21 protein-coding genes and 1 riboswitch are annotated in these 22,951 nt (G+C 71.3%); of the genes, 15 read left to right on the top strand and 6 right to left on the bottom strand.

Annotated elements, in window-relative coordinates; translation table 11 throughout:
• From BLQ34_RS07680 to BLQ34_RS07620, 13 genes are all read left to right on the top strand, one after another.
• Entirely contained in the window at positions 1–492 is a 492-nt protein-coding gene (locus tag BLQ34_RS07680; RefSeq protein WP_091783696.1) for a hypothetical protein, read from the top strand.
• A complete protein-coding gene (gene mrdA / locus BLQ34_RS07675) occupies positions 489–2,492 on the top strand; it encodes a penicillin-binding protein 2 (RefSeq protein WP_091783694.1) in 2,004 nt (667 codons plus the stop codon). The genes BLQ34_RS07680 and mrdA overlap by 4 nt, the downstream gene beginning before the upstream one ends.
• Positions 2,493–2,552: 60 nt before the next feature.
• A complete protein-coding gene (lpdA, locus tag BLQ34_RS07670) occupies positions 2,553–3,947 on the top strand; it encodes a dihydrolipoyl dehydrogenase (protein ID WP_091783691.1) in 1,395 nt (464 codons plus the stop codon).
• Positions 3,948–3,987: 40 nt separating this feature from the next.
• Complete coding sequence (locus BLQ34_RS07665) at positions 3,988–4,557, top strand: GNAT family N-acetyltransferase (protein ID WP_091783688.1); 570 nt, start codon at positions 3,988–3,990, stop codon at positions 4,555–4,557.
• Positions 4,533–5,654 (top strand): acyltransferase family protein, encoded by a 1,122-nt coding sequence (locus tag BLQ34_RS07660; protein WP_157692934.1) that lies wholly within the window; start codon positions 4,533–4,535, stop codon positions 5,652–5,654. Before BLQ34_RS07665 ends, BLQ34_RS07660 begins: the two co-directional genes overlap by 25 nt.
• 320 nt (positions 5,655–5,974) lie before the next feature.
• Positions 5,975–6,517 carry a helix-turn-helix domain-containing protein gene (locus BLQ34_RS07655; RefSeq protein ID WP_157692933.1) on the top strand — a complete coding sequence of 181 codons (543 nt, stop codon included), beginning with the start codon at positions 5,975–5,977 and terminating at the stop codon, positions 6,515–6,517.
• A gap of 122 nt (positions 6,518–6,639) precedes the next feature.
• Positions 6,640–6,909 (top strand): 30S ribosomal protein S15, encoded by a 270-nt coding sequence (rpsO, locus tag BLQ34_RS07650; protein WP_091783679.1) that lies wholly within the window; start codon positions 6,640–6,642, stop codon positions 6,907–6,909.
• Between the two features lie 168 nt (positions 6,910–7,077).
• Positions 7,078–9,489 carry a polyribonucleotide nucleotidyltransferase gene (locus tag BLQ34_RS07645; RefSeq protein ID WP_091783676.1) on the top strand — a complete coding sequence of 804 codons (2,412 nt, stop codon included), beginning with the start codon at positions 7,078–7,080 and terminating at the stop codon, positions 9,487–9,489.
• 108 nt (positions 9,490–9,597) lie between these two features.
• Positions 9,598–10,824, top strand: coding sequence for an NAD(P)/FAD-dependent oxidoreductase (locus tag BLQ34_RS07640; protein WP_091783673.1), 1,227 nt, complete (start codon positions 9,598–9,600; stop codon positions 10,822–10,824).
• 184 nt (positions 10,825–11,008) lie between these two features.
• On the top strand, positions 11,009–13,534 hold the full coding sequence (locus BLQ34_RS07635) for an ExeM/NucH family extracellular endonuclease (protein ID WP_231961494.1): 2,526 nt from the start codon (positions 11,009–11,011) through the stop codon (positions 13,532–13,534).
• 106 nt (positions 13,535–13,640) lie between these two features.
• Positions 13,641–14,402, top strand: a complete 762-nt coding sequence (dapB, locus tag BLQ34_RS07630; protein ID WP_269457326.1) for a 4-hydroxy-tetrahydrodipicolinate reductase — start codon at positions 13,641–13,643, stop codon at positions 14,400–14,402.
• A gap of 10 nt (positions 14,403–14,412) precedes the next feature.
• Complete coding sequence (locus tag BLQ34_RS07625; protein ID WP_091783668.1) at positions 14,413–14,772, top strand: hypothetical protein; 360 nt, start codon at positions 14,413–14,415, stop codon at positions 14,770–14,772.
• Positions 14,773–14,865: 93 nt separating this feature from the next.
• Positions 14,866–15,234: a VOC family protein gene (locus BLQ34_RS07620; protein WP_091783665.1), complete on the top strand. Its 369-nt coding sequence runs from the start codon at positions 14,866–14,868 to the stop codon at positions 15,232–15,234.
• Between the two features lie 36 nt (positions 15,235–15,270).
• Here BLQ34_RS07620 and BLQ34_RS07615 read toward each other — a convergent pair whose 3' ends face one another.
• Genes BLQ34_RS07615 through BLQ34_RS07595 form a run of 5 tightly spaced genes read right to left on the bottom strand, consistent with a single transcriptional unit; the run spans position 15,271 to position 18,307 of the window.
• The gene (locus tag BLQ34_RS07615; RefSeq protein WP_091783662.1) at positions 15,271–15,585 is read right to left on the bottom strand and encodes an AzlD domain-containing protein; all 315 of its coding nucleotides are present in this window, start codon (positions 15,583–15,585) and stop codon (positions 15,271–15,273) included.
• The gene (locus BLQ34_RS07610) at positions 15,582–16,361 is read right to left on the bottom strand and encodes an AzlC family ABC transporter permease (RefSeq protein ID WP_407946394.1); all 780 of its coding nucleotides are present in this window, start codon (positions 16,359–16,361) and stop codon (positions 15,582–15,584) included. The genes BLQ34_RS07615 and BLQ34_RS07610 overlap by 4 nt, the downstream gene beginning before the upstream one ends.
• The gene (locus BLQ34_RS07605; protein ID WP_091783659.1) at positions 16,358–16,990 is read right to left on the bottom strand and encodes a GNAT family N-acetyltransferase; all 633 of its coding nucleotides are present in this window, start codon (positions 16,988–16,990) and stop codon (positions 16,358–16,360) included. Before BLQ34_RS07605 ends, BLQ34_RS07610 begins: the two co-directional genes overlap by 4 nt.
• Positions 16,991–17,044: 54 nt before the next feature.
• Positions 17,045–17,512: a dihydrofolate reductase gene (locus BLQ34_RS07600; protein ID WP_091783656.1), complete on the bottom strand. Its 468-nt coding sequence runs from the start codon at positions 17,510–17,512 to the stop codon at positions 17,045–17,047.
• Positions 17,513–17,515: 3 nt separating this feature from the next.
• Positions 17,516–18,307 (bottom strand): thymidylate synthase, encoded by a 792-nt coding sequence (locus BLQ34_RS07595; protein ID WP_091783653.1) that lies wholly within the window; start codon positions 18,305–18,307, stop codon positions 17,516–17,518.
• A gap of 140 nt (positions 18,308–18,447) precedes the next feature.
• Between BLQ34_RS07595 and dapA the strand changes: the two genes are divergently transcribed.
• Positions 18,448–19,338, top strand: a complete 891-nt coding sequence (gene dapA / locus BLQ34_RS07590; RefSeq protein WP_091783650.1) for a 4-hydroxy-tetrahydrodipicolinate synthase — start codon at positions 18,448–18,450, stop codon at positions 19,336–19,338.
• The gene (locus BLQ34_RS07585; RefSeq protein ID WP_091783647.1) at positions 19,335–21,020 is read left to right on the top strand and encodes a ribonuclease J; all 1,686 of its coding nucleotides are present in this window, start codon (positions 19,335–19,337) and stop codon (positions 21,018–21,020) included. The genes dapA and BLQ34_RS07585 overlap by 4 nt, the downstream gene beginning before the upstream one ends.
• 133 nt (positions 21,021–21,153) lie before the next feature.
• On the opposite strand, the gene BLQ34_RS07580 is transcribed toward BLQ34_RS07585, so the two are convergent.
• On the bottom strand, positions 21,154–22,557 hold the full coding sequence (locus tag BLQ34_RS07580) for an aminotransferase class V-fold PLP-dependent enzyme (RefSeq protein WP_091783644.1): 1,404 nt from the start codon (positions 22,555–22,557) through the stop codon (positions 21,154–21,156).
• 43 nt (positions 22,558–22,600) lie between these two features.
• Positions 22,601–22,713: riboswitch (SAM riboswitch) on the bottom strand.
• Between the last annotated feature and the right edge of the window lie 238 nt (positions 22,714–22,951).

The following is a 22,951-nucleotide window of genomic DNA, read 5'->3' as shown; positions in this document are numbered from 1 at the left end:
GTGCCACTCCCGTCGCCGGTCCTCACCGTGCGGATGGTCCTGCTGCTGCTCGGGGCCGTCACCTCGGTCCTCCTTGCGGCCCGCTCCCAGCTGACCGTCCCGGACCTGGTCCTGCCGGTCGTCGTCGCCGGGGCGTTGCGGGTCGGCCCGTCGAGAGGCGCGCTGCTCGGCCTGGCGGCCGGTTGGCTGGTCGACCTCATGCCGCCCGGTTCCGCCGTGCTCGGCACGGCGGCGCTCCTGTATGCCGGGGCCGGGCTGCTCGCCGGAGGCGGGCGTCGCGAGGGGGAGACCCCGTTCGGCTGGGTCGCGTCCGTCGGCGTGGCGGCGACGGTGGTCGTCACCGCCGGCCGGGTGGCCGTCGCGGTGCTGTCCGGAGCCGCGGTGCAGTGGTCCGGCGTGGCGGCCCAGCTCGCGCTGTCGGCGCTGCTCTGTGCTGCCGTGGTGCCGTTGCTGGTGCGCTGTGAACAGCGCCTCGACCGAGGACGGCGATGACTCGCCGCGTCGCGCGGGACCACTCACCCCGGGTCTGGGTGCTGGGCCTGGTGGTGCTCTGCTTCATGGGCGCGCTGCTCGGGCGGCTCGGTCAGGTGCAGATCGTCGGGCACGCCGACTACGCGGCCGCCGCGGTCACCGTGAACACGCGGACCGTCACGACGGCGGCGGTGCGCGGGCAGATCCTCGACCGGCACGGCACCGCGCTGGTCGACAACACGACCGAGACGGTGGTGACGGTCGACCGCGTGGTGCTCGTCGACGCGCCGGACGGCGGGCGCGACCTCGTCAGGCGCGTCGCGGCGGTCGTCGGTCTGCCGTTCGAACGGCTGTGGGGACGCACCCAGCTCTGCGGTGTCGCGGGTGCACCACCGGCGCCGGTCTGCTGGGCCGGGTCAGCGTACGTCCCGATCCCGCTGGCCAGCGGCGTGGACCCCCGCAAGGCGCTGAGCCTGCTCGAGCGCCCGGACCTCTACCCGGGGGTCGGGGTGAGCGCCCAGCCGGTGCGGGACTACCCGGCCGAGCCGACCGTCAACGCAGCCCACCTCCTGGGCTACCTCGGCCGTTCCGATGCCGAGGACGTCGCGGCGTCGGACGGCGCCATCGGCGACCTCGACCTGGTCGGCCGCTCGGGGCTGGAGGAGCAGTACGACCGCCAGCTGCGAGGCACCCCCGGCAGCACCACCGTGGCAGTCGACCCTCGGGGGATCGTGACCAGCGAGGTCGCCCACACCGATCCGTCGCCTGGCCAGGACCTGGTGACCAACCTCGATGCCCGGGTCCAGGCCACCGCCGAGAAGGCGCTCGCCACCGCCGTCGCCGGCGCCCGCACGCGGGGCGAGCGGGCCGACTCCGCCGCGGCAGTGGTCCTCGACGTGCGCAACGGTGCCGTCGTAGCGGCAGCGAGCTACCCGACCTACGACCCCGCGGTGTGGACCGGCGGCGTCGGGGCCGACGAGCTCGCCCGGCTCACCGACCCGGCGGCCGGGACGCCCCTGGTGTCGCGGGTCACGTCCGCGGCCTTCCCACCCGCCTCGACGTTCAAGGTCGTGAGCCTGCCTGCGGCCGTGGCCGCGGGGAACTCGCTCGCGGGCACGTACGACTGCACGTCCGCCTACACCATCGGCAACCGCCGGTTCGCCAACTTCGAGTCGCGCGCCTACGGCCCGATCTCGCTGCGCAAGGCGATCGAGGTCTCGTGCGACACGATCTTCTACGACTTCGCCTACCGGTCCTGGCTGGCCCAGGGCGGCCTCGCCGCGAAGTCCGACACCCGGGACCCGTTCGTCACGATGGCCGACCGGTTCGGGTTGGGGCGGCCCACCGGCATCGACCTGCCCGGAGAGCAGGCCGGCCGCGTCCCCGACCGGGAGTGGAAGCGGGAGCAGTGGGAGCAGACGCGGGTCGACACCTGCACCCGGGCCCGGACCGGCTACCCGCAGGTGGCCGCCGCGGATCCCAGCCGCGCGGCATACCTCAAGGAGCTGGCGGTCGAGAACTGCCGCACCGGCTTCCAGTTCCGCGCCGGTGACGCCGCGAACTTCGCGATCGGCCAGGGCGACGTCACGGTGAGCCCGCTGCAGATGGCGCAGGTCTACGCGGCCATCGCCAACGGTGGCACGCTCTGGAAGCCGCAGCTCGCGCACGCCTTCGTCACGCCCGGGGGCGCCACGACCACGGTGCGGCCGGTGCGGGCCGGCACCGTGACCTTCCCGCCCGGCACGCTGGCGTTCCTGCGCAGCGCGCTCGGCGGGGTCGTCACGCACGGCACGGCCCGGGGCGCCTTCGCGGGCTTCCCGCTCACGCAGTGGCCGGTGGCCGGCAAGACCGGCACCGCGGAGGCGTTCGACAAGCAGGACACCTCCTGGTTCGTCTCCTACGCGCCGACCACCAGGCCCCGGTATGCGGTCGCGGTGGTCGTCTCCCAGGGCGGCACCGGGGCGGAGACCGCCGCCCCGGCAGCCCGGGCGATCCACGACGTCCTGCGCACCCTGCGCTAGCCGGTCCGGCCGACCCGGCCGAGGTGGGGCAGCCTCGGGCGAGTCAGTAGGCTGGCACGCATGGCTGACTTCGACGTCGTGGTTCTCGGTGCTGGTCCTGGTGGTTACGTCGCGGCGATCCGCGCCTCCCAGCTCGGCCTCAAGGCCGCTGTGGTGGAGTCGAAGTACTGGGGCGGGGTGTGCCTCAACGTGGGCTGCATCCCGTCGAAGGCCCTGCTGCGCAACGCCGAGCTCTCGCACATCCTGACCCACGAGAAGGACAAGTTCGGGATCGAGGGCGAGGCCCGGATGTCGTTCGGCCCGACGCATGCCCGCTCGCGCGCGGTGTCGGCCGGGATCGTCAAGGGCGTCCACTTCCTGATGAAGAAGAACAAGATCACCGAGATCGACGGCTGGGGCACGCTGACCAGCCCGACCTCGATGGACGTCGCGCTCAACTCGGGTGAGAAGCAGTCGATCACCTTCGACAAGCTGATCATCGCCACCGGTGCGACCACCCGGCTCATCCCGGGCACCTCGCTGTCCGACCGCGTCGTGACCTACGAGGAGCAGATCCTCACCGACCAGCTGCCGGGCTCGATCGTGATCGCCGGCTCAGGCGCCATCGGGGTCGAGTTCGCCTACGTGATGAAGAACTTCGGCGTCGACGTGACCATCGTGGAGTTCCTCGACCGGATGGTGCCGACCGAGGACGCCGAGGTCTCCAAGGAGCTGCTCAAGCACTACAAGAAGCTCGGCATCACCGTCCTGCTCTCCACCAAGGTCGAGTCCATCGACGACAGCGGCGAGAAGGTCAAGGTCACCGTCTCCCCGGCTGCCGGAGGCGACTCGCAGGTGCTCGAGACCGACAAGGTGCTCCAGGCGATCGGCTTCGCGCCGCGGCTCGAGGGCTACGGCCTGGAGGCGCTGGGGGTGGCCACCGAGCGGGGTGCCATCGTCATCGACGACCGCTGCCGCACGAACGTCGACAACGTCTATGCGATCGGCGACGTCACCGGCAAGCTCATGCTGGCGCACACCGCCGAGGCCCAGGGTGTGGTCGCCGCCGAGACGATGGCCGATGCCGAGACGATGCCGGTCGAGTACGACTTCATCCCGCGGGCGACCTACTGCCAGCCGCAGATCGCGTCGTTCGGCTACACCGAGGAGCAGGCCAGGGAGAAGGGCTTCGACGTCAAGGTCGCCAAGTTCCCGTTCTCCGCCAACGGCAAGGCGATGGGGCTCGGCGACGCCGTCGGCTTCGTCAAGGTCGTCGCCGACGCCACCCACAACGAGATCATCGGCGCCCACCTGATCGGCCCCGACGTGACCGAGCTGTTGCCGGCGCTGACCCTGGCGCAGAAGTGGGACCTCACCGCCGACGAGGTGGCGCGCAACGTGTTCGCGCACCCCACCCTGTCCGAGGCGGTCAAGGAGGCCGTCGAGGGCATCGCCGGCCACATGATCAACCTCTGACCCCACCTCACCGTCCCCCCGCGGACAGTTCGGAGCCGGTATGCCGCGCGTCAGCCTGCCGATCACGACCGAGCGGCTCGTGCTGCGCACCCTGCTGCCCCGCGACGTCGACGACGTGCTCGCCTACCGGTCCCAGCCCGACGTGGTGCGCTACATCCCCGGCGACCCGCGGGACCGTGAGCAGGTCGCCGACATGGTGGCGCACTACGGCACGGCCGGCCTGATCGACGAGAAGCGCGCCCACCTCACCCTCGCCGTCGACCGCGGCGGCCGGGTGATCGGCGACGTGATGCTCGCCTTCAACGGTCCCGACGGCGCCGACGGCAGGCAGTGCGAGCTCGGGTGGGTCTTCACCCCTGACGTCCAGGGGCAGGGTTATGCCACGGAGGCCGCGCGGGCGCTGCTGAAGGTGGCGTTCTCCGAGCTCGGGGTGCACCGGGTCTGGGCCCAGCTGGACGGCGAGAACACCGCCTCGGCGCGGCTCTGCGAACGGCTCGGGATGCAGCGCGAGGCCTACCTCGTGCAGGGGTCGTGGTTCAAGGAGCAGTGGACCGACCTGGCGATCTACGCCATCCGGGCCGACGAGTGGTCGGCCGAGGACCCGTCCTGACGGCCGCGCCGGCAGCACGCCGGTCACCCCTGCCCGCACTGACCGGGCTGCGGGTGCTGGCGGCCGCGTGGGTGGTGCTGTTCCACTACCGCGCCGACCTCGAGGCGCTCGCGCCGTGGACCGTCCCGGCCGACACCTTCATGCGGGCCGGCTACCTCGGCGTCGACCTGTTCTTCCCGCTGAGCGGCTTCATCCTCGCCTACAACTACGCCGACGCGATGCGCACCTTCTCGTGGGGTGCCGCCTCGTCGTTCGTGCGCAACCGGTTCGCTCGGGTCTGGCCGGTCCACTTCGTCGCCCTCAACATCGACCTGGCGATGGCGGTCGCCATGGGCACCCTCGGGATCGGTGAGAACGGCCACCGTCGCACGCCCGCGGCATACGGGCAGAACGTGCTGATGGTGCACAACTGGTTCAACGACCGCCCCAGCTTCAACGGGCCGGCCTGGTCGATCGCCTCGGAGTGGTTCGCCTACCTGCTGGCGCCACTGCTGTTCGTGCTCGTGGCGCGGGTGGTGGGCGCCCGCACCTCGGTGCTGTGCGCTGCCCTGTCGTATGCCGCGATGCTCGCCGTGTTCGCGACCCTGGCCCTGCCCAACGGCAACCTCGAGCACATGTTCTACGTGCGGATCATGGGGGAGTTCGTCGCCGGGATGTTCCTGTGCCTCGCGTGGGTGCGCGGTGGCCTGGCACTGGGCCGGCTGGCGCCGCTGCTGCCGGTCGTGGTGCTGGCGGTCGCCCTGGTGCCGGCGCTGTCCTCGGGCGACTACTGGATGGCCCCGGTGATGGGGCTGGTCGTCGCCGTGGTGGCCTCGGCCGGTGGGTGGGTCGGGTCGTGGCTGTCGACCGGGTTCATGGTGGCGGCGGGGGAGGCGTCGTACTGCCTCTACATGACCCACTACCTGATGCGGCCGGTGGTCACCTGGCTGCGGGAGTGGGGCGACGGGGCCTGGTGGACGGCCGCCGTCTCGGTCGTGGCGGTGGTGCTCGCCCTCGGCGCGGCCGCGTGGCTGATGCACGTGCTGGTGGAGCGTCCGGCCCGCCGCCTGCTGCACGCCCGAGCCCCGCGCCCGGCACCGGAGCCGGTGCCGGCCTGATCCCGTCGCCAGACCACGCTGCCCGACCGGACGCCCTCTCTCTTCCCGACCTGCAGGAAGACACATGCGGGCGCTGCGTCACTGCTCACTCCGAGCGCTCAGTCACTGCTCACTCAGAGAGCTGAGTCACTGCTCACTCAGAGCGTTCAGTTACTGCTCACGCAGGGCGCTGCGTCACTGCTCACTCAGAGAGCTAAGTCACTGCTCACTCTGAGTGAGCAGTGACTTAGCGCGTCCGCTTCCTGCAGCCCGGGCCGCCTCCCGTCCGGTGTCAGTCCGGGATGTCAGAGTCGGCCAGTCCGGGCGTCAGAGGGGGAGCGATGGGCGAGATCGAGTTCGAGGTGGACGCGGTGATCGCGCGGGCGCGCCGGGTGGCAGGCCTGAGTCAGCGTGAACTGGCAGGGGAGGCAGGAGTTGCGCCCTCGACGGTCGCCGCGATCGAGTCCGGGACACGGCTTCCGAGCATCGGACTCCTGTGTCGACTGCTCAGTGTGGCCGGGTTGCGCTTGGCCGTGGTGGACGAAGCTGATGCCGAGGTCGTCCCCTTCCCGAGCGACGTCATTCGCGACAACGCCGGCAGGCGGTTCCCGGCGCACCTGGACGTGCAGCCGCCCGACCTCATGCCTCGACGGGTGGTCGCCTTTCCCCGGTATGACCGTCAGCCTCCCAAGGGGTGGTACGCGCGCACTCCTGCTGGGGCGGTTGCTCCGACGCGGGACCTGCACCGACCGGACCATCCCACCGAGGCCGAGGTCGAGTACCGACGGCAGCGAGCCCTCTACGGCCGGGCCGCGTGGTGGCCGGAGCGGGCGGCCGCGCTGCGGGCTCACCTCGGGCTGGAATCGGCGGACGACGACGATTAGGGAGCGGCAGGAGGCCGCTGGTAGCCTTGAACCCGCCGTAGACCGGCCGCGGATCCAGAGAGCCCAGGTGAACCAGCCCTGGCGCACCGCGCAACGATTCCCCGAAGGAGCAGTGCCGACCCATGCCGTTGAGCGCAGACGTCAAGAAGAAGATCATGTCCGAGTACGCCACGCACGAGGGCGACACCGGTTCCCCCGAGGTCCAGGTGGCGATGCTGACGCAGCGCATCCTCGACCTCACCGAGCACAGCCGCCAGCACAAGCACGACCACCACAGCCGCCGCGGCCTGCTCCTCCTGGTCGGCCAGCGTCGCCGGCTCCTGCGCTACCTCGAGAGCGTCGACGTCGAGCGTTACCGCTCGCTGATCAAGCGCCTCGGTCTGCGCCGCTAAGCATTCGACAGGGACGGTCCTCACGACGAGGGCCGTCCCTCTCGCATGAGGTCGGCTTCGACAGCCGGCCGAGCACCACCAGCACGACCAGCACGACCAGCACGACCAGACAGACACCCGGGCACAACGACGATGCACCGGAGCACAAGAGAAAAGAAGGAGGGCCCAATGGAGGGTCCAGAGATCCAGTTCGCCGAAGCGACCATCGACAACGGTTCGTTCGGCACCCGCACGGTCCGGTTCGAGACCGGACGCCTGGCCAAGCAGGCCGGTGGCGCCGTCGCCGCCTACCTGGACGAGGACACGATGCTCCTCTCCACCACCACCGCAGGGAAGTCCCCGCGCGAGGGTTTTGACTTCTTCCCCCTGACCGTCGACGTCGAGGAGCGGATGTACGCCGCGGGCAAGATCCCCGGCTCGTTCTTCCGTCGCGAGGGTCGCCCGTCGACCGACGCGATCCTCACCTGCCGCCTGATCGACCGCCCGCTGCGCCCGACCTTCACCAAGGGTCTGCGCAACGAGGTCCAGGTCGTCATCACGGTGCTCGCGCTCAACCCCGACCACCAGTACGACGTGCTGGCCATCAACGCGGCCAGCGCCTCGACGCAGATCTCGGGTCTGCCGTTCTCCGGCCCGATCGGTGGCGTCCGCGTCTCGCTGATCGACGGCCAGTGGGTTGCCTTCCCGAACTTCTCCGACATCGAGCGTTCGACCTTCGACATGGTCGTGGCCGGCCGCATCGCGGGCGACGACGTCGCGATCATGATGGTCGAGGCCGAGTCCACCGAGCAGACCTGGGACCTGGTCAAGAACGAGGGCAAGCAGGCCCCGACCGAAGAGGTCGTCGCCGAGGGCCTCGAGGCCGCCAAGAAGTTCATCCGCGTGCTCTGCGAGGCCCAGGCCGAGCTGGCCAGCAAGGCCGCCAAGCCGGTCCAGGAGTTCCCGATCTTCCTCGACTATGAGGACGACGCGTATGCCGCGGTCGAGGCCGCGACCTCCGCCGACCTGACGCAGGCGCTCACCATCGCCGGCAAGCAGGAGCGCGAGGACCGGATCGACGAGCTGAAGGCCTCCATGAAGGAGAAGCTCGCCGCCGACTTCGAGGGCCGCGAGAAGGAGCTGTCCGCCGCCTACCGCTCGGTGCAGAAGAAGCTGATCCGTCAGCGCATCCTGCGCGACAAGGTCCGCATCGACGGCCGTGGCCTCGCCGACATCCGCGCCCTGGGCGCCGAGGTCGAGGTCCTGCCGCGCGTGCACGGCTCGGCGATCTTCGAGCGCGGCGAGACCCAGATCATGGGTGTCACCACGCTCAACATGCTGCGCATGGAGCAGCAGCTCGACACCCTCTCGCCGGTGACGCGCAAGCGCTACATGCACAACTACAACTTCCCGCCCTACTCCACCGGTGAGACCGGTCGGGTGGGTTCGCCGAAGCGTCGCGAGATCGGCCACGGAGCGCTCGCCGAGCGCGCGCTCATGCCGGTGCTCCCGACCCGCGAGGAGTTCCCCTACGCGATCCGTCAGGTGTCCGAGGCGCTCGGCTCCAACGGCTCGACGTCGATGGGCTCGGTCTGTGCGTCCACGCTCGCGCTGCTCAACGCCGGTGTGCCGCTGCGCGCCCCGGTCGCGGGTATCGCGATGGGCCTGGTGTCCGACGAGGTCGACGGTGAGACGCAGTACGCCGCGCTGACCGACATCCTCGGCGCCGAGGACGCGTTCGGTGACATGGACTTCAAGGTCGCCGGCACGCGCGAGTTCGTCACCGCCATCCAGCTCGACACCAAGCTCGACGGCATCCCCGCGTCGGTCCTGGCCGGCGCGCTGACCCAGGCCCGCGACGCGCGTCTGCACATCCTCGACGTCATGAACGAGGCCATCGACGCACCGGACGAGATGAGCCCCTTCGCTCCTCGCGTCATCTCGGTGCAGGTCCCGGTCGACAAGATCGGCGAGGTCATCGGGCCGAAGGGCAAGATGATCAACCAGATCCAGGACGAGACCGGCGCCCAGATCTCGATCGAGGACGACGGCACGATCTACATCGGCGCGACCGACGGCCCCTCGGCCGAGGCCGCCCGCGCGCAGATCAACGCCATCGCCAACCCGCAGATGCCGGAGGTCGGCGAGCGCTTCCTGGGCACCGTGGTCAAGACCACGACGTTCGGCGCGTTCATCTCCCTGCTGCCCGGCAAGGACGGCCTGCTGCACATCTCCGAGGTGCGCAAGCTCGTCGGTGGCAAGCGGATCGACGCGGTCGAGGACGTCCTGGCCGTCGGCCAGAAGGTCCAGGTCGAGCTCAAGGAGATCGACCCGCGCGGCAAGCTCTCGCTCGCGGCCGTGCTGGCCGAGGGTGAGGGTGGCGACGTCGACGGCGCCGGCTCCGACGACGCCCCGGCCTCCGAGGGCGACGCGGACGATGCTCCTCGCGCCGAGCGCGAGGACCGTGGCGAGCGCCGTGAGGGTGGTCGCAGCCGCAACCGCCGTCGTGGCGGCCGCGGTGGCGACGACGACCGCGGCGACCGTGGCGGCGACGCCCCGGAGCACGCGGGCACGGCGACCTCCGAGGACGCTGCCGGCTGAGCCGACGCACCACAGCACGACCGCAGCGGGCCGGTCCACCGAGAGGTGGGCCGGCCCGTTCGCGTGTCCGCCCTTGCGTTGTCTCCGCCGCCGACGAATGCTGGCCCCATGGCAGACCAGCGCAGGTTCGTGATCGTCGGCGGGGGACTCGCGGGGGCCAAGGGGGCGGAGGCGCTGCGCGAGCGCGGCTTCACCGGCGGCATCGTGCTGCTGGGTTCCGAGCAGCACCTGCCCTACGAACGACCCCCGCTGTCCAAGGACTACCTCAAGACCGGTGAGGGCCTCGATGACGCCTTCGTGCACGACGCGCAGTGGTATGCCGCGCACGACGTGGAGGTGCGCACCGGCAGCACCGTGACCGCGATCGACCGCGCTGCGCGCGAGGTGGTCACCGCGGACGGTGGGCGCACGGCATACGACCGGCTGCTGCTGGCGACCGGCAGCTCGCCGCGCACCCTCGCCCTGCCCGGCCACGACCTCGGTGGGGTGCTGTCGCTGCGCACCATCGAGGACAGCGACCGGATCCGGGCGCTGATGCAGCCCGGTGCCAGGCTGGTCTTCATCGGGGGCGGCTGGATCGGGCTGGAGGTCGCGTCGGCGGCCCGGGAGGCGGGTGCCGACGTCGTCGTGCTCGAGAGCCTGGAGCTGCCACTCGTGCGGGTGTTGGGCCCCCGGGTCGCGCAGGTGTTCGCCGACCTGCACCGCGAGCGCGGCGTCGACCTGCGCACCTCGGTGACGATCGAGGGGATCGAGGGCGACGACGGGGCGGCCAGCGGCGTCCGGCTGTCCGACGGCTCGGTGGTGCCCGCGGATGCCGTCGTCGTCGGCATCGGCGCCGCACCGAACACCGCGCTCGCGGAGGCAGCCGGCCTGGCCGTCGACAACGGCGTCACCGCCGACGCGGTCGGGCGGACCAGCGACCCCGACATCTTCGTCGCGGGAGACCTGGCCAACGTCGAGCACCCGTTCTTCGGTCATCGGGTGCGGGTCGAGCACTGGGCGAACGCGCTCAACCAACCCGACGTGGTGGCGGCCGAGATGCTCGACCAGGACGGTCCGGAGCCCGAGCTGCCCTACTTCTTCACCGACCAGTACGACCTCGGGATGGAGTACCACGGGCTCGGCGGGCCGGACGACGACGTGGTGGTGAGGGGGAGCCTGGCCGACCGCGAGTTCGTGGCGTTCTGGCTGCGGGACGGCCGGGTGGTGGCCGGGATGAACGTCAACGTGTGGGACGTCGGTGACGCGATCAAGGCCCTGATCCGGTCTCGGGCGGTCGTCGACCGCGACCAGCTGGCCGACCCCGGGGTGGCCCTGGCGGCGCTCGTCGGGTGACCCGTGGGGCTCGCGGGACGATCCCGACAAAACCTGACCCAGCCTTTACCTTCCTGACGACTTCCAGACCCTCCGCCGCCACTCCCGACGTGGTGTGATGCCCCTCTGGCCCGGACCACCGTCTCGCGGCCGCATTCCCTGTGAGCTCTCCTGGAGGACTGCTGTGCGCGTACATCGCAGGCAAGTGATCGGAGCGGTGGGCGCGGTAGCGCTCGCCGCCGGCGTGTTGACGACCGCCGCGACGACGGCCGGGGCGACCCCGTCGCCGTCCGCTGCCGTCATCATCAACGAGGTGTACGGCGGGGGTGGCAACTCCGGCGCCACCTACCGGCAGGACTTCATCGAGCTCGTCAACAAGACCACCGCGGCCGTCAACCTCGGCGGCTGGTCGGTGCAGTACGCCTCGGCCTCCGGCGCCAGCTGGCAGGCCACCCCCCTGACTGGCAGCATCCCCGCGGGCGGCACCTACGTCGTGCGCGAGGCCACCGGCGCGGGCGGCACCCAGGACGTGCCGTCCAACGTGATCGGCACCATCGCGATGTCGGGGACCTCCGGCAAGGTCGCGCTGGTCAACAGCGCCACCCCGCTCGACTGTGGCGTGTCCTGCAGCACGGCGGCACCGGTCCTCGACCTCGTGGGCTATGGCGCTGCCAACGACTACCTCGGCAGCCCGGCTCCCACGCTGTCCAACACGACGTCCGCCTCGCGGAACGCCACGAGCACCAACACCCTCAACAACGGCAACGACTTCTCCGCCGGCACCCCCACCCCGGCAGCCGGCACCACCCCGCCGCCCGGGACCCCGACCCCCAAGACCATCGCGGAGGTGCAGGGCACCGGCTCCACCTCGCCGCTGGTCAACGAGAACGTCATCATCAAGGGTGTCGTCACGGCGGCCTACCCGACCGGTGGGTTCCACGGCTTCTACCTGCAGACGCAGGGCACCGGCCCGGAGCCCAGCCCGAGTGGGGCCTCGGACGGCGTCTTCGTCTTCCAGTCCGGCTCGTCCACCCCGCTGGACGCTGATGCCGTCGTGGGCAACTACGTCGAGGTCACCGGCAAGGTCAGCGAGTTCAGCGGACTGACCGAGGTCACGGCGGCAGCCGCCGACATCGTCGACGCCGGCGAGGACTTCAGCCCGGTCCAGGCCCTCACCGTGCCGTGGCCGACCACCGACGCCGGACGCGAGTCGATCGAGGGCATGCTCTTCCAGCCCACTGGCGACTACACCGTCACCAACACCTTCGGCACCAACCAGTTCGGTGAGGTGGGGCTGGCCGTGGGTGACCACCCGCTGCTGCAGAACACCGAGGTGGCCGCCCCCGGCAGCCCCGAGGCCGCGGCGGTCGTGGCTGACAACGCCAAGCGGGCCGTCACCCTCGACGACGGTGCCTCGAGCAACTTCACGGCGAGCAGCTTCAGCACCGCGACGTGTGGCACCCGACCGATCCCGTGCCTCCTCAACGGTGACCTGACCCCCGCCTATGTCTCCAACACCGCGCCGGTGCGCGTAGGCGAGGCGGCCACCTTCACGGCCCCTGTCGTCGTCGACTACCGGTTCAACCTGTGGCGCTTCCAGCCCACGGCCCAGGTGGTCGGTCCGGACAACGCGACGTCACCGGCGACCTTCGAGAACACCCGCACGGCGGCTCCGGACCTCGGCGACATCAACCAGCTCGGCACCGCCGACCTCAAGGTCGCGTCGTTCAACGTCCTGAACTACTTCACCGACCTCGGTGACCAGGACCCGGCCTGCCTGGCCTACTACGACCGCGACGACAACGGCGTCACGGTGCGCGACGGCTGCGACCGCCGTGGGGCGTGGGACGCCGGTGACCTGGCCCGCCAGACCGAGAAGGAGGTCTCGGCCATCAACGCGCTCGACGCCGACGTCGTGGGCCTGATGGAGATCGAGAACTCGGCCAAGTTCGGTCACCCGCGGGACACCGCGCTGGCCGCCCTCGTGGCTGCGCTCAACGCCAAGGCCGGAGCGGGCACCTGGGCGTTCGTCCCGTCCTCGACGGACCTGCCGTCCGCCGACGACCAGGACTTCATCACCAGCGCCATGATCTACCGCCCGGCCAAGGTCATGCGGGTGGACCGGTCCCGCGCACTGGGTGACCAGAGCGGTGCGACGCAGGCCTTCGGGAACGCCCGTGAGCCGATCGCCCAGACCTTCAAGAAGAAGACCGGCAAGGGCGACAAGTTCCTCTTCGTCGTCAACCACTTCAAGTCGAAGGGCTCGGCCGGTCCGTTCCCCGGTGACGAGGACACCGGTGACGGCCAGGGCGCCTCGGTCACCAGTCGCATCCTGCAGGCCCAGGCCCTGCGCGACTGGGTGCCCGGTGTGGCGGCAGAGTACGGCGCCAAGGGCATCGTGATGGCGGGTGACTACAACTCGTACACCATGGAGGACCCGCTCGACGTGCTCTACAAGGCGGGTTACACCGACGTGGGCAGCCGGTTCGACCCGACCAGCTACTCGTACTCGTTCAGCGGCCTCTCGGGTTCGCTCGACCACATCCTCGTCAACGACCACGCCCTGCGGATGTCGACCGGCGCGGACCACTGGAACATCAACTCGGGTGAGTCGGTGGCGATGGAGTACAGCCGCTACAACTACCACTCGACCGACTTCCACACGGCCCTGCCGTTCCGGTCGTCGGACCACGACCCGGTGGTCCTCGGCCTCAAGGCCTTCGTGAAGTAGTCCCCCGAGGTGGGCGCGTCACAGGCGCGCAGCTCCTCGGACAGCGGGTCCGGTGCCGATGGCACCGGGCCCGCTGTCGTCGTCGGCTGGTCGCTACGCTGACCGCGTGGAGACGACGAAGGTGGCCGTGATCGGTGCGGCCGGACGGATGGGCGCCGAGGTGTGCCGTGCGGTCACCGCCGCGGACGACCTCGAGCTGGTCGGCAGTTACGACCAGGGCGACGAGCTCGGCGACCTCGGTGGGGCCGACGTCGTGGTGGAGTTCTCGGTGCCGGCCGCCTCGCCCGGCAACGTCGCGCACTGCATCGAGCAGGGCGTCCACGTCGTCGTCGGCACCACCGGCTGGGACGACGCACGGCTCTCGGCCCTCGAGGAACCGCTGGCCGCCCACCCGGAGGTCGGGGTGCTGATCGCCCCCAACTTCGCGATCGGCGCGATCCTGATGATGCGCTTCGCCCAGCAGGCAGCCCGGTTCTACGAGTCTGTCGAGGTGATCGAGCTGCACCACCCCGCCAAGGTGGACGCACCATCGGGCACCGCGGCCCGGACCGCCCGGCTGATCGCGGCGGCCCGCTCCGATGCCGGCCTCGGCGACGTGCCCGACGCCACGACCCAGGACCCGGACGGCGCCCGCGGCGGCCGGGTCGACGGCATACCGGTGCACTCGGTGCGGCTGCGTGGCCTCGTCGCGCACCAGGAGGTGCTGCTCGGTGGGGAGGGCGAGCTGCTCACCCTGCGACACGACTCGTTCGACCGCTCGTCCTTCATGCCCGGTGTGCTCGAAGGGGTGCGACACGTCGGCGACCACCCCGGGCTGACCGTCGGTCTCGAGCACTACCTGGGCCTGTCCTCCGAGCACGACGGCTGAGGACGGCAGGGTGCGCGAGAAGGTCACCGCGCTCGTCCTGCTCGTGGTGCTGGGGTTCTACTCCGCGACCATCGGCTGGCGAGGGGTCGAGCTGATCCGGGACGGGCGACCGGTGCCGGTGCTGCTCGGTGTCGCCGTGATCCTGATCCCGGTGGTCGCGCTGCTGGCCATGGTGCCGCTCGTGCGGCTGGCCAGGGACGGCTCGGCGATGATGACCCAGGCCAGGCAGACGGGCGCCGAAGGGGCCTGGGGCGAGCAGCTCGAGCAGGCCGAGGCGAGCCGGGTGGCCGGCGACCGCGCGGCCGAGCAGCGGCACTACCGTGCCGCCGTCCGCGCCTGGCGCAGCAGTCGCCCGGACCGCCAGGCCTGACCACGGCCTTGTCGCCGTCGCCGTCGCCTCGGCGGGAGACGAGCGACGGGCGACGGGGGCGCGAACCGTGCGCCCGCGGCATAGCGTAGGGGGATGCACCGTTCGCGCATCGGCATCGTCCTGGTCGACCACCCCGGCGAGCACCACGACGCTGCGCTGGCCTTCTGGGCCGGGGTCCAGGGAGTGCGTCCCGTGCCCGACGGGCCGTATGCGAGTGTTGGCGAGATCGGGTCGCTGAACCTCGAGGTGCAGCGGCTCGAGCAGGGACAGCCGCGGGTGCACCTCGACATCGAGAGCGACGACATCGCGGCCGAGGTGGCTCGGCTCGAGGGGCTCGGTGGCACGGTCGTCGAGCGCCGCGACGGCTACGTCATCATGGCCGACCCGGGTGGTGTGGTGTTCTGCGTGGTGGGGATCCAGACCGGCGACCGGTTCGAGGAGGATGCCCGCGAGTGGGAGTGAGTGGCGGCGCCGGCCGCGCGGCGCCGGTCGGTCCGCTCAGGGGAGGCCGAGGAGTCGCAGGCCGGCCGCCACCGCCGCCGCCAGCACCACGACCACGATGAAGGGTGCCCTCAGCAGGAGGGCCACGATCGCCACGCCCACGGCGGCCAGCCGGGAGTCGACCGAGATCGACCCGTCGCTGTTCGTCAGGGTCTGCACGCCGACGAGGGCTGCCAGCAGCGCGATCGGGAGGGCTGACGTGATCCGGGTGGTGACGTCGCCGTCCAGCCACCGGGCCGGGACGACGTAACCGAGCAGCTTGAGCGTGAAGGCCAGCACGGAGGCCAGCAGGACTGCGGTCCAGGTGCTCATGCGCCCACCTGCTTGCCGTCGTCGTCCCACCGGTGTGGCGGCGGTGGGTCGTGGTGGGCCCTTCGCCACACCCCGGCCACCAAGGCGGTGGCCGCCGCCACGAGCACCGGTATGCCGGCGGGCACGTGCGGTGCCAACAGCACCGCCACGAGGGCGGCCAGCGCCGCGATGGCGCGCGAGTCGAGCGACTTCAGCCGCGGCCAGAGCAGGGCGCAGAAAGCAGCGGCCGCGGCGGCGTCGAGCCCGTAGCGCCGTGGGTCGCCCAGCGCGTCGCCGAGCAGCGCCCCCACCAGGGTCATCACGTTCCAGAACGCGAAGACCCCGGTCCCGGTGGCCCAGAAGCCGGTGCGGGCGGTCGGCTCGTCACGTTGGCCGACGGCGACCGCCGTGGACTCGTCGATGGTCAGCTGGGCAGCGACGAGCCGACGCCAGCCGCGGACGGCGAGCATCCTCGACAGCTGGAGGCCGTAGAGGCCGTTGCGCACGCCCAGGAGGGTGGAGGCTGCCACGGCGGCCGGGGCGCCAGCAGGACCGGCCGCCAGCACACCCACGAGGGCGAGCTGCGACCCGCCCGAGAAGAGCAGCAGCGACAGTGCCTGGGTCTGCAGGACCGAGAGGCCGGCAGCGACCGACAGGGTGCCGAAGCTGATGCCGTAGGCGCCCGTCGCGAGGGCGACCGACAGCGACTGACGCAGCACCGGCGCACGCAGGACCGGCTGACCCAGGGCCCTGCGCAGCAAGGCGCTCTTGCCGGTCCGACCGGGCCTGTGCGTCACGCCCGATCCGCGTCGGCGATCGACGCCGTGAGCCGCACCTCGCGGGCCGTGTCGCCGGTGGGGGAGACCACCCGGTCGCGGAAGGCGCCGTCAGGGGCGAGCCCACCCGCGAGCAGGAAGGCGCGGGTCGCCTCGTCGGTGGCCAGCACCCAGGCGTGCATGCGGGTGGCCCCGGCTCCGCGCAGGGTGTCGACCGCGGCGTTCAGCAGCCGCGACCCGTGCCCCACCCGGCGTGCGTCCGGGTGCACCCCGAGCGCGGACAGGTCACCGGTCTCGGGAGAGGCGTCGGGATCCTGGCTCGGCCCGATCGACGCGAAACCCACGACCTGGCTCCCCGCGCAGGCAGCGAGCAGCCGGTAGACCCCCTGCGGTGGGGCAGCCAGGGACTGGCGCCAGACCGAGGCGAAGGCCTGCGGCTCGAAGGTGGCGAGGACGTCCTCGGCCAACAGCCCGGCATACGCCTCGCGCCAGACCACGGACTGAACCAGCCCCACCGCCGGGGCGTCGGTCTCACGGGCGATCCGCACGCTGGCGTCCGCGAGCGGCCCCGGCGCGGGGGAGGGATCGTGCGGGTGGTCGTGCTGGTGGTCGTGCTGGTGGTCGTGCGGGTGGTCGTGCTGGTGCGGCATGCCCTGCATCCTGCCACCGCGGCGCAGCCGCTCCGTGCGGTGGTCGCAGCGTGGTCAGGCGCGCTCGTAGGTGACCCAGCTGAACCCGTCGCGGTCCTCCCGGGCCACCTCGCGCCAGACGTCGGCATCGATCTCGGGGAAGCGCACGTCGCCCTCGGGAGCCTGGTCGACCTCGGTGATGAGCAGCCGGCGGGCCCAGGGCATCGCCTCGGCGTAGACCTGACCACCACCGCAGACGAAGACCTCGTCGGCCGGGCCGGCCAGCGACAGCGCCTCGCTCAGCGAGTGGGCGGTCTCGACCTCGGAGTGGCTCCAGTCGGCCTGGCGGGTCACCACGATCGTGCGGCGGCCGGGCAGCACCCGCCCGATCGAGTCGAACGTCTTGCGGCCCATCACCATCGGGTGGCCCATGGTGGTGCGCTTGAAGAAGGCGAAGTCCTCGGGCAGGTGCCAGGGCATGTCGTTGTCGGCCCCGATCACCCCGTTGCGCCCGACCGCGGCGATCAGTGTCACGTTGGTCATGGGTCAGACCGCGATCGGGGCCTTGATCGAGGGGTGCGGGTCGTAGCCGACCAGCTCGAAGTCGTCGAGGTCGAACTGGTCGATGTCCTTGCCGGGGGTGATCAGCATCCGCGGCAGCAGCCGGGGCTCGCGGGTCAGCTGGAGCCTGGCCTGCTCGACGTGGTTGGAGTAGAGGTGCGCGTCGCCGAGGGTGTGCACGAACTCGCCGGGCTCGAGGTCGCAGACCTGGGCGACCATCATGGTCAGCAGGGCGTAGGACGCGATGTTGAACGGCACACCGAGGAAGATGTCGGCCGAGCGCTGGTAGAGCTGGCAGGAGAGCCGGCCGTTGGCGACGTAGAACTGGAACATCGTGTGGCACGGCGGCAGTGCCATCGAGTCGACGTCCGCGACGTTCCAGGCCGACACGATGTGACGACGCGAGTCGGGGTTGGTGCGGATCGAGTCGATCACCTTGGCGATCTGGTCGACGTGGCCACCGTCGGGGGTGGGCCAGGAGCGCCACTGGTAGCCGTAGACCGGGCCGAGGTCGCCGTTCTCGTCGGCCCACTCGTCCCAGATCGTGATCCCGCGGTCCTGCAGCCACTTCACGTTGGAGTCGCCGCGCAGGAACCACAGCAGCTCGCCGATGATCGACTTGAGGTGGAGCTTCTTGGTGGTCAGCACCGGGAAGCCCTCGGACAGGTCGAACCGCATCTGGTGGCCGAACACCGAGCGGGTGCCCGTGCCGGTGCGGTCGGACTTGTCCGTGCCGGTCGTCAGGACGTGGTCGAGGAGGTCGAGGTACTGCTGCACGTGCGCAGCGTATCCCGGCCCGACGACATACCCGGCTCGACGCGGCGATGCCGCCAGAACGGCGTCGCCTTCCCGCCAAACTCGGGTCGCGGCGGTGTCCGCCGCACGGGGTGCCCCTGCGGGGGCGATAGCCTGCAGGCATGACCACCACGTCCCCGTTCGGCCGCGTCCTGACCGCCATGGTCAGCCCGATGAAGGCCGACCGGAGCCTCGACCCCGACGGCGCGCGCCGCCTCGTCGACCACCTGCTCGACACGGGTCACGACGGCATCGTCGTCAACGGCACCACCGGCGAGTCCGCCACCCTCAGCGACGACGAGTCGATCGAGATGGTGCGGCTCGTGGTCGAGGCCGTCGACGGTCGCGCCGCCGTCGTGGCGGGGGTCGGGTCCAACGCGACCGCCCACAGCGTGGAGATGGCCGCCCGCGCCGTCGACGCCGGTGCCACCGGCCTGCTGCTGGTCTCGCCCTACTACAACAAGCCCACCCAGGCCGGCCTCGTCGCGCACTGCCACGCCGTCGCCGACAGCACCGACCTCCCGGTCATGCTCTACGACATTCCCGGGCGCACCGGCATCCCGTTCACCACCGAGACGCTGGTCGAGCTCGCAGCCCACGACCGGATCGTCGCCGTCAAGGACGCCAAGGGCGACGCCGCCGCCACGACGAAGGTCATGACCGAGACCGACCTCCTCTACTTCTCCGGCGACGACGCCACCACGCTGCCCTGGCTGGCCCTGGGCGCCGTCGGCACGGTCAGCGTCGTCGGCCACGTCGCCGGCCGCGAGTATGCCGCGATGGTGGCGGCCGTCGACCGCGGCGACCTCGCCGCGGCCAGGGACATCCACCGACGGCTGGTCCCGGCCGTCGAGGCCATCATGACCCCCTCCCAGGGTGCGATCATGGCCAAGGCCGCGCTCGTCGAGCTCGGCGTCATCGACCACGCGACGGTGCGGTTGCCGCTCGTCGAGTCACCACCGGAGCACCTGGACATCCTGCGCGCCGGTCTCAAGGAGTCTGGCCTGCTGTGAGTCACCCCCACCCCGAGCTGAACCTGCCCCGGCCGCTCGCGAAGAACGGCGTGCGCATCATCGCCCTCGGCGGCCTCGGCGAGGTCGGTCGCAATATGGCGGTCATCGAGCACGACGGACAGCTGCTCGTCATCGACTGCGGCGTGCTGTTCCCCGAGGACCACCACCCCGGCGTCGACCTGATCCTCCCGGACTTCGAGTACCTCGAGGACCGGCTCGACGACATCCAGGCGATCGTGCTGACGCACGGCCACGAGGACCACATCGGCGCCGTCCCCTACCTGCTCAAGCTGAAGCGCGACATCCCCATCGTCGGCTCGATGCTGACCCTCGCGCTGATCGAGGCGAAGCTCAAGGAGCACCGGATCACCCCCTACACGCTCGGCGTCAAGGAGGGGATGCGCGAGCGGCTCGGCGTCTTCGACTGCGAGTTCGTCGCGGTGAACCACTCGATCCCCGACGCGCTCGCGGTGTTCGTCCGCACGCCCGGTGGCACGATCCTGCACACCGGTGACTTCAAGATGGACCAGCTGCCGCTCGACAACCGCCTCACCGACCTGCGCGCGTTCGCCAGGCTGGGCGAGGAGGGTGTCGACCTCTTCATGACCGACTCGACCAACGCGGAGGTCCCCGGCTTCACGACCCCCGAGAAGGACATCGCGCCGGCCATCGACAAGGTCTTCCGTGACGCCGAGCGCCGGATCATCGTGGCCTGCTTCTCCTCGCACGTGCACCGCGTCCAGCAGGTGCTCAACGCCGCCGAGAAGGCGGGCCGCAAGGTCGCGATGGTCGGCCGGTCGATGGTCCGCAACATGGGGATCGCCGCCGAGCTGGGCTACCTCCACGTGCCCGACGGGGTCCTCGTCGACGTCAAGAAGCTCGACAACTTCCCCGACGACCAGGTCGTGCTGATCTGCACCGGGTCGCAGGGTGAGCCGATGGCGGCGCTGTCCCGCATGGCCAACCGCGACCACCGCATCGACGTCGGTGTGGGCGACACCGTGCTGATGGCGTCGTCGCTGATCCCCGGCAACGAGAACGCCGTCTACCGCGTCATCAACGGCCTCATGCGGCTCGGGGCCAACGTCGTGCACAAGGGCAACGCCAAGGTGCACGTCTCGGGGCACGCCAGCGCCGGAGAGCTCCTCTACTGCTACAACATCGTCAAGCCCCGCAACGTGATGCCGGTGCACGGCGAGTGGCGTCACCTGGTCGCCAACGCCGAGCTGGCGGTGCAGACCGGGGTGCCGCGCGAGCAGGTGGTGCTGGCCGAGGACGGCGTCGTCGTCGACCTGGTCGACGGAGTCGCGTCGGTCGTCGGAGCCGTGCCCTGTGGCTACGTCTACGTCGACGGGTCGTCGGTGGGCGAGTTCGACGAGGCGCTGCTCAAGGACCGCCGCATCCTGCGCGACGAGGGCTTCATCTCGGTGATCGTGGTGATCGACGCCGCGACCGGCAAGATCGCGGCCGGTCCCGAGATCCAGGCCCGCGGGTTCGCCGAGGACGACGAGATCTTCAGCCAGGTGCGACCCAAGATCGAGCAGGCGCTCGCCGAGGCGACCGGCAACGGCGTCACCGACTCCCACCAGCTCGAGCAGGTCATGCGCCGGGCGATCGGCGGCTGGGTCGGCGGCAAGATCCGTCGCCGGCCGATGATCATCCCCGTCGTCATCCAGGCCTGATCGTCGGAGTCAGCCCAGCGACAGGGCTGCGGGCTCGTCCCAGCACACGAAACCGGGTGAAGGACAGGTTGCAACCTGTCCTTCACCCGGTTTCCTTTGCTAGCAAAGGTTGCTGCAGGGGGCGGGGGGAGGACTACCAGGGGCGGGCGATGTCGAGCGCGCGCGGGTCGCCGACCGGGGCCCAGCCCTGCGCGCCCAGCACGTAGTCGGCCCGCGGGCCGTGCTCGGCGAGCTCGGCCACGGCGGCGAGCAGCCGGTCGACGTGTTCGGCGGTGGTGGCCAGACCGACGCTGGCGCGGACCGCGGTCGTGGCGTCACCGGCATACGCGTCGTCGAGGAGCGAGTCGACGCACAGGTGGGCGCAGAACTTGCCGTCCCGCACCCCGATGCCGTGCTCGGCCGACAGCGCTGCGGACACCAGCGAGGAGTCGATCCCGTCGACGGTGAAGGTGGCGACCGCGACCCGCTCGTGGTCGGGGGAGAACAGCGAGTAGGTCTCGACGCCCTCGATGGCGGCGAGCCCCTCGAGCAGCCGGCGTCCGAGCAGGCTCTCGTGCGCCTCGATGGCAGCGGCGTGGGTGCGCAGGCTGTGACAGGCGGCGGCGAGCGCGACCGCGCCGATGACGTTGGGGCTGCCGGCCTCGTGGCGGGCGGCGCCCTCCTGCCAGACGACCCCACGGGTGGTCACGGCCTTGGTGGCCCCGCCACCCGCGAGGTAGGGAGCCGCGGCGTCGAGCCAGTCGGACCGGCCGGCCAGGACCCCGGCGCCGAACGGCGCGTAGAGCTTGTGCCCTGACAGCACGACGTAGTCGACGCCGAGGTCGTCGAGGTCCACGGGACGGTGCGGCGCGTACTGCGCGGCGTCGAGGACGACCCGCGCCCCGGCAGCGCGCGCGATCGCCGCGAGCTCGCGCACCGGCCAGACCTCGCCGGTCACGTTGGAGGCGCCGGCCAGCACGACGAGGCGGTGCCGGCCATGGTGCTCGCGCAGGGCGGTCCGCAGCAGCACGGTGGCGTCGGCGACGCTGCCGGGCACGGGCAGGCGGTGGGTGCGCCGGGCCGACCACGGCAGCAGCGCGGCGTGGTGCTCGGTCTCGAAGACGAAGACCTGGGTGTCGCGCGGCAGGCAGCGGGCCAGCAGGTTGAACGAGTCGGTGCTGTTGCGGGTGAAGACGACCTCGTCGCCGTCGCGCGCCCCCACGAATGCGCGCACCTCGGCGCGCGCCTGCTCGTACCACGCGGAGGTGACCCGCGAGGCCCAGCCGTTGCCGCGGTGCACCGAGGAGTAGGTGCGCAGGGCGCTGTCGACGGCGGTCTTCACGCTCACCAGCGCCGGCGTCGAGGCGGCGTGGTCGAAGTTGGCGTAGTCGACGGTGCCGTCGAGCGTCGGCACGGGCAGGCCTTCGGAGACCACCGTGGGCAGCGGCGCCGTCTCACCCCACGACCGGGCGTCCGGCACGGGACGCAGGTGCGTGCGGGCCTGCGCCAGGGGAGCGCTGCGGCGGAAGGCGGGGGGCGGGGTGCTCGCGATCGACATGCGGTGAGCTCCTGGGTCCGGGTGGGACCCGGGAGGGCTCCCGAGTCCGCGCTTGCCGGCTGCGGGTGCAGTCGGCCCGGTCGTCACCCGGAGCACCCCACCGCGGAGGAGGGTTGCTGGTCAGCAAGCCGGGGCTTCGCGCTGACACTCATGACCTGCATCGAGGGTAGGGGGTCGACGGGAGCGACATCCACCCGTCGGGCGGGGTTCCCGTCATCTGAGACGGGGGCCGGGATGGTCTGGCGGGGGGCCGGCATGGCCGTTCCCGCGACCGGTTCCCCCTCGATGCGCGCCTGCGCCGACGACCGTGTCGGTCGTCGGCGCAGGCCCCGCCAGACGCAAGGGAAGCGTGTCACCCACGCCCCCGCTTGGTAAGGGGGTGAGGGCCCTCCGC

Source organism: Pedococcus dokdonensis (assembly GCF_900104525.1).
GTDB classification, from domain to species: Bacteria; Actinomycetota; Actinomycetes; order Actinomycetales; family Dermatophilaceae; genus Pedococcus; species Pedococcus dokdonensis.
The sequence above is the reverse complement of the archived record's forward strand: the minus strand, read 5'-3'. Positions and strand labels throughout refer to the sequence as shown.

Excerpts from the sequence above, each read along its gene's own strand:
- BLQ34_RS07600 (WP_091783656.1), bottom strand. The coding sequence starts at position 17,512 with ATGACCAACGTGACACTGATCGCCGCGGTCGGGCGCAACGGGGTGATC.
- BLQ34_RS07615 (WP_091783662.1), bottom strand. The coding sequence starts at position 15,585 with ATGAGCACCTGGACCGCAGTCCTGCTGGCCTCCGTGCTGGCCTTCACG.
- BLQ34_RS07640 (WP_091783673.1), top strand. The coding sequence starts at position 9,598 with ATGGCAGACCAGCGCAGGTTCGTGATCGTCGGCGGGGGACTCGCGGGG.
- dapA (WP_091783650.1), top strand. The coding sequence starts at position 18,448 with ATGACCACCACGTCCCCGTTCGGCCGCGTCCTGACCGCCATGGTCAGC.
- BLQ34_RS07645 (WP_091783676.1), top strand. The coding sequence starts at position 7,078 with ATGGAGGGTCCAGAGATCCAGTTCGCCGAAGCGACCATCGACAACGGT.
- BLQ34_RS07665 (WP_091783688.1), top strand. The coding sequence starts at position 3,988 with ATGCCGCGCGTCAGCCTGCCGATCACGACCGAGCGGCTCGTGCTGCGC.
- lpdA (WP_091783691.1), top strand. The coding sequence starts at position 2,553 with ATGGCTGACTTCGACGTCGTGGTTCTCGGTGCTGGTCCTGGTGGTTAC.
- BLQ34_RS07655 (WP_157692933.1), top strand. The coding sequence starts at position 5,975 with ATGGGCGAGATCGAGTTCGAGGTGGACGCGGTGATCGCGCGGGCGCGC.
- BLQ34_RS07580 (WP_091783644.1), bottom strand. The coding sequence starts at position 22,557 with ATGTCGATCGCGAGCACCCCGCCCCCCGCCTTCCGCCGCAGCGCTCCC.
- rpsO (WP_091783679.1), top strand. The coding sequence starts at position 6,640 with ATGCCGTTGAGCGCAGACGTCAAGAAGAAGATCATGTCCGAGTACGCC.
- BLQ34_RS07605 (WP_091783659.1), bottom strand. The coding sequence starts at position 16,990 with ATGCCGCACCAGCACGACCACCCGCACGACCACCAGCACGACCACCAG.
- mrdA (WP_091783694.1), top strand. The coding sequence starts at position 489 with ATGACTCGCCGCGTCGCGCGGGACCACTCACCCCGGGTCTGGGTGCTG.
- BLQ34_RS07620 (WP_091783665.1), top strand. The coding sequence starts at position 14,866 with ATGCACCGTTCGCGCATCGGCATCGTCCTGGTCGACCACCCCGGCGAG.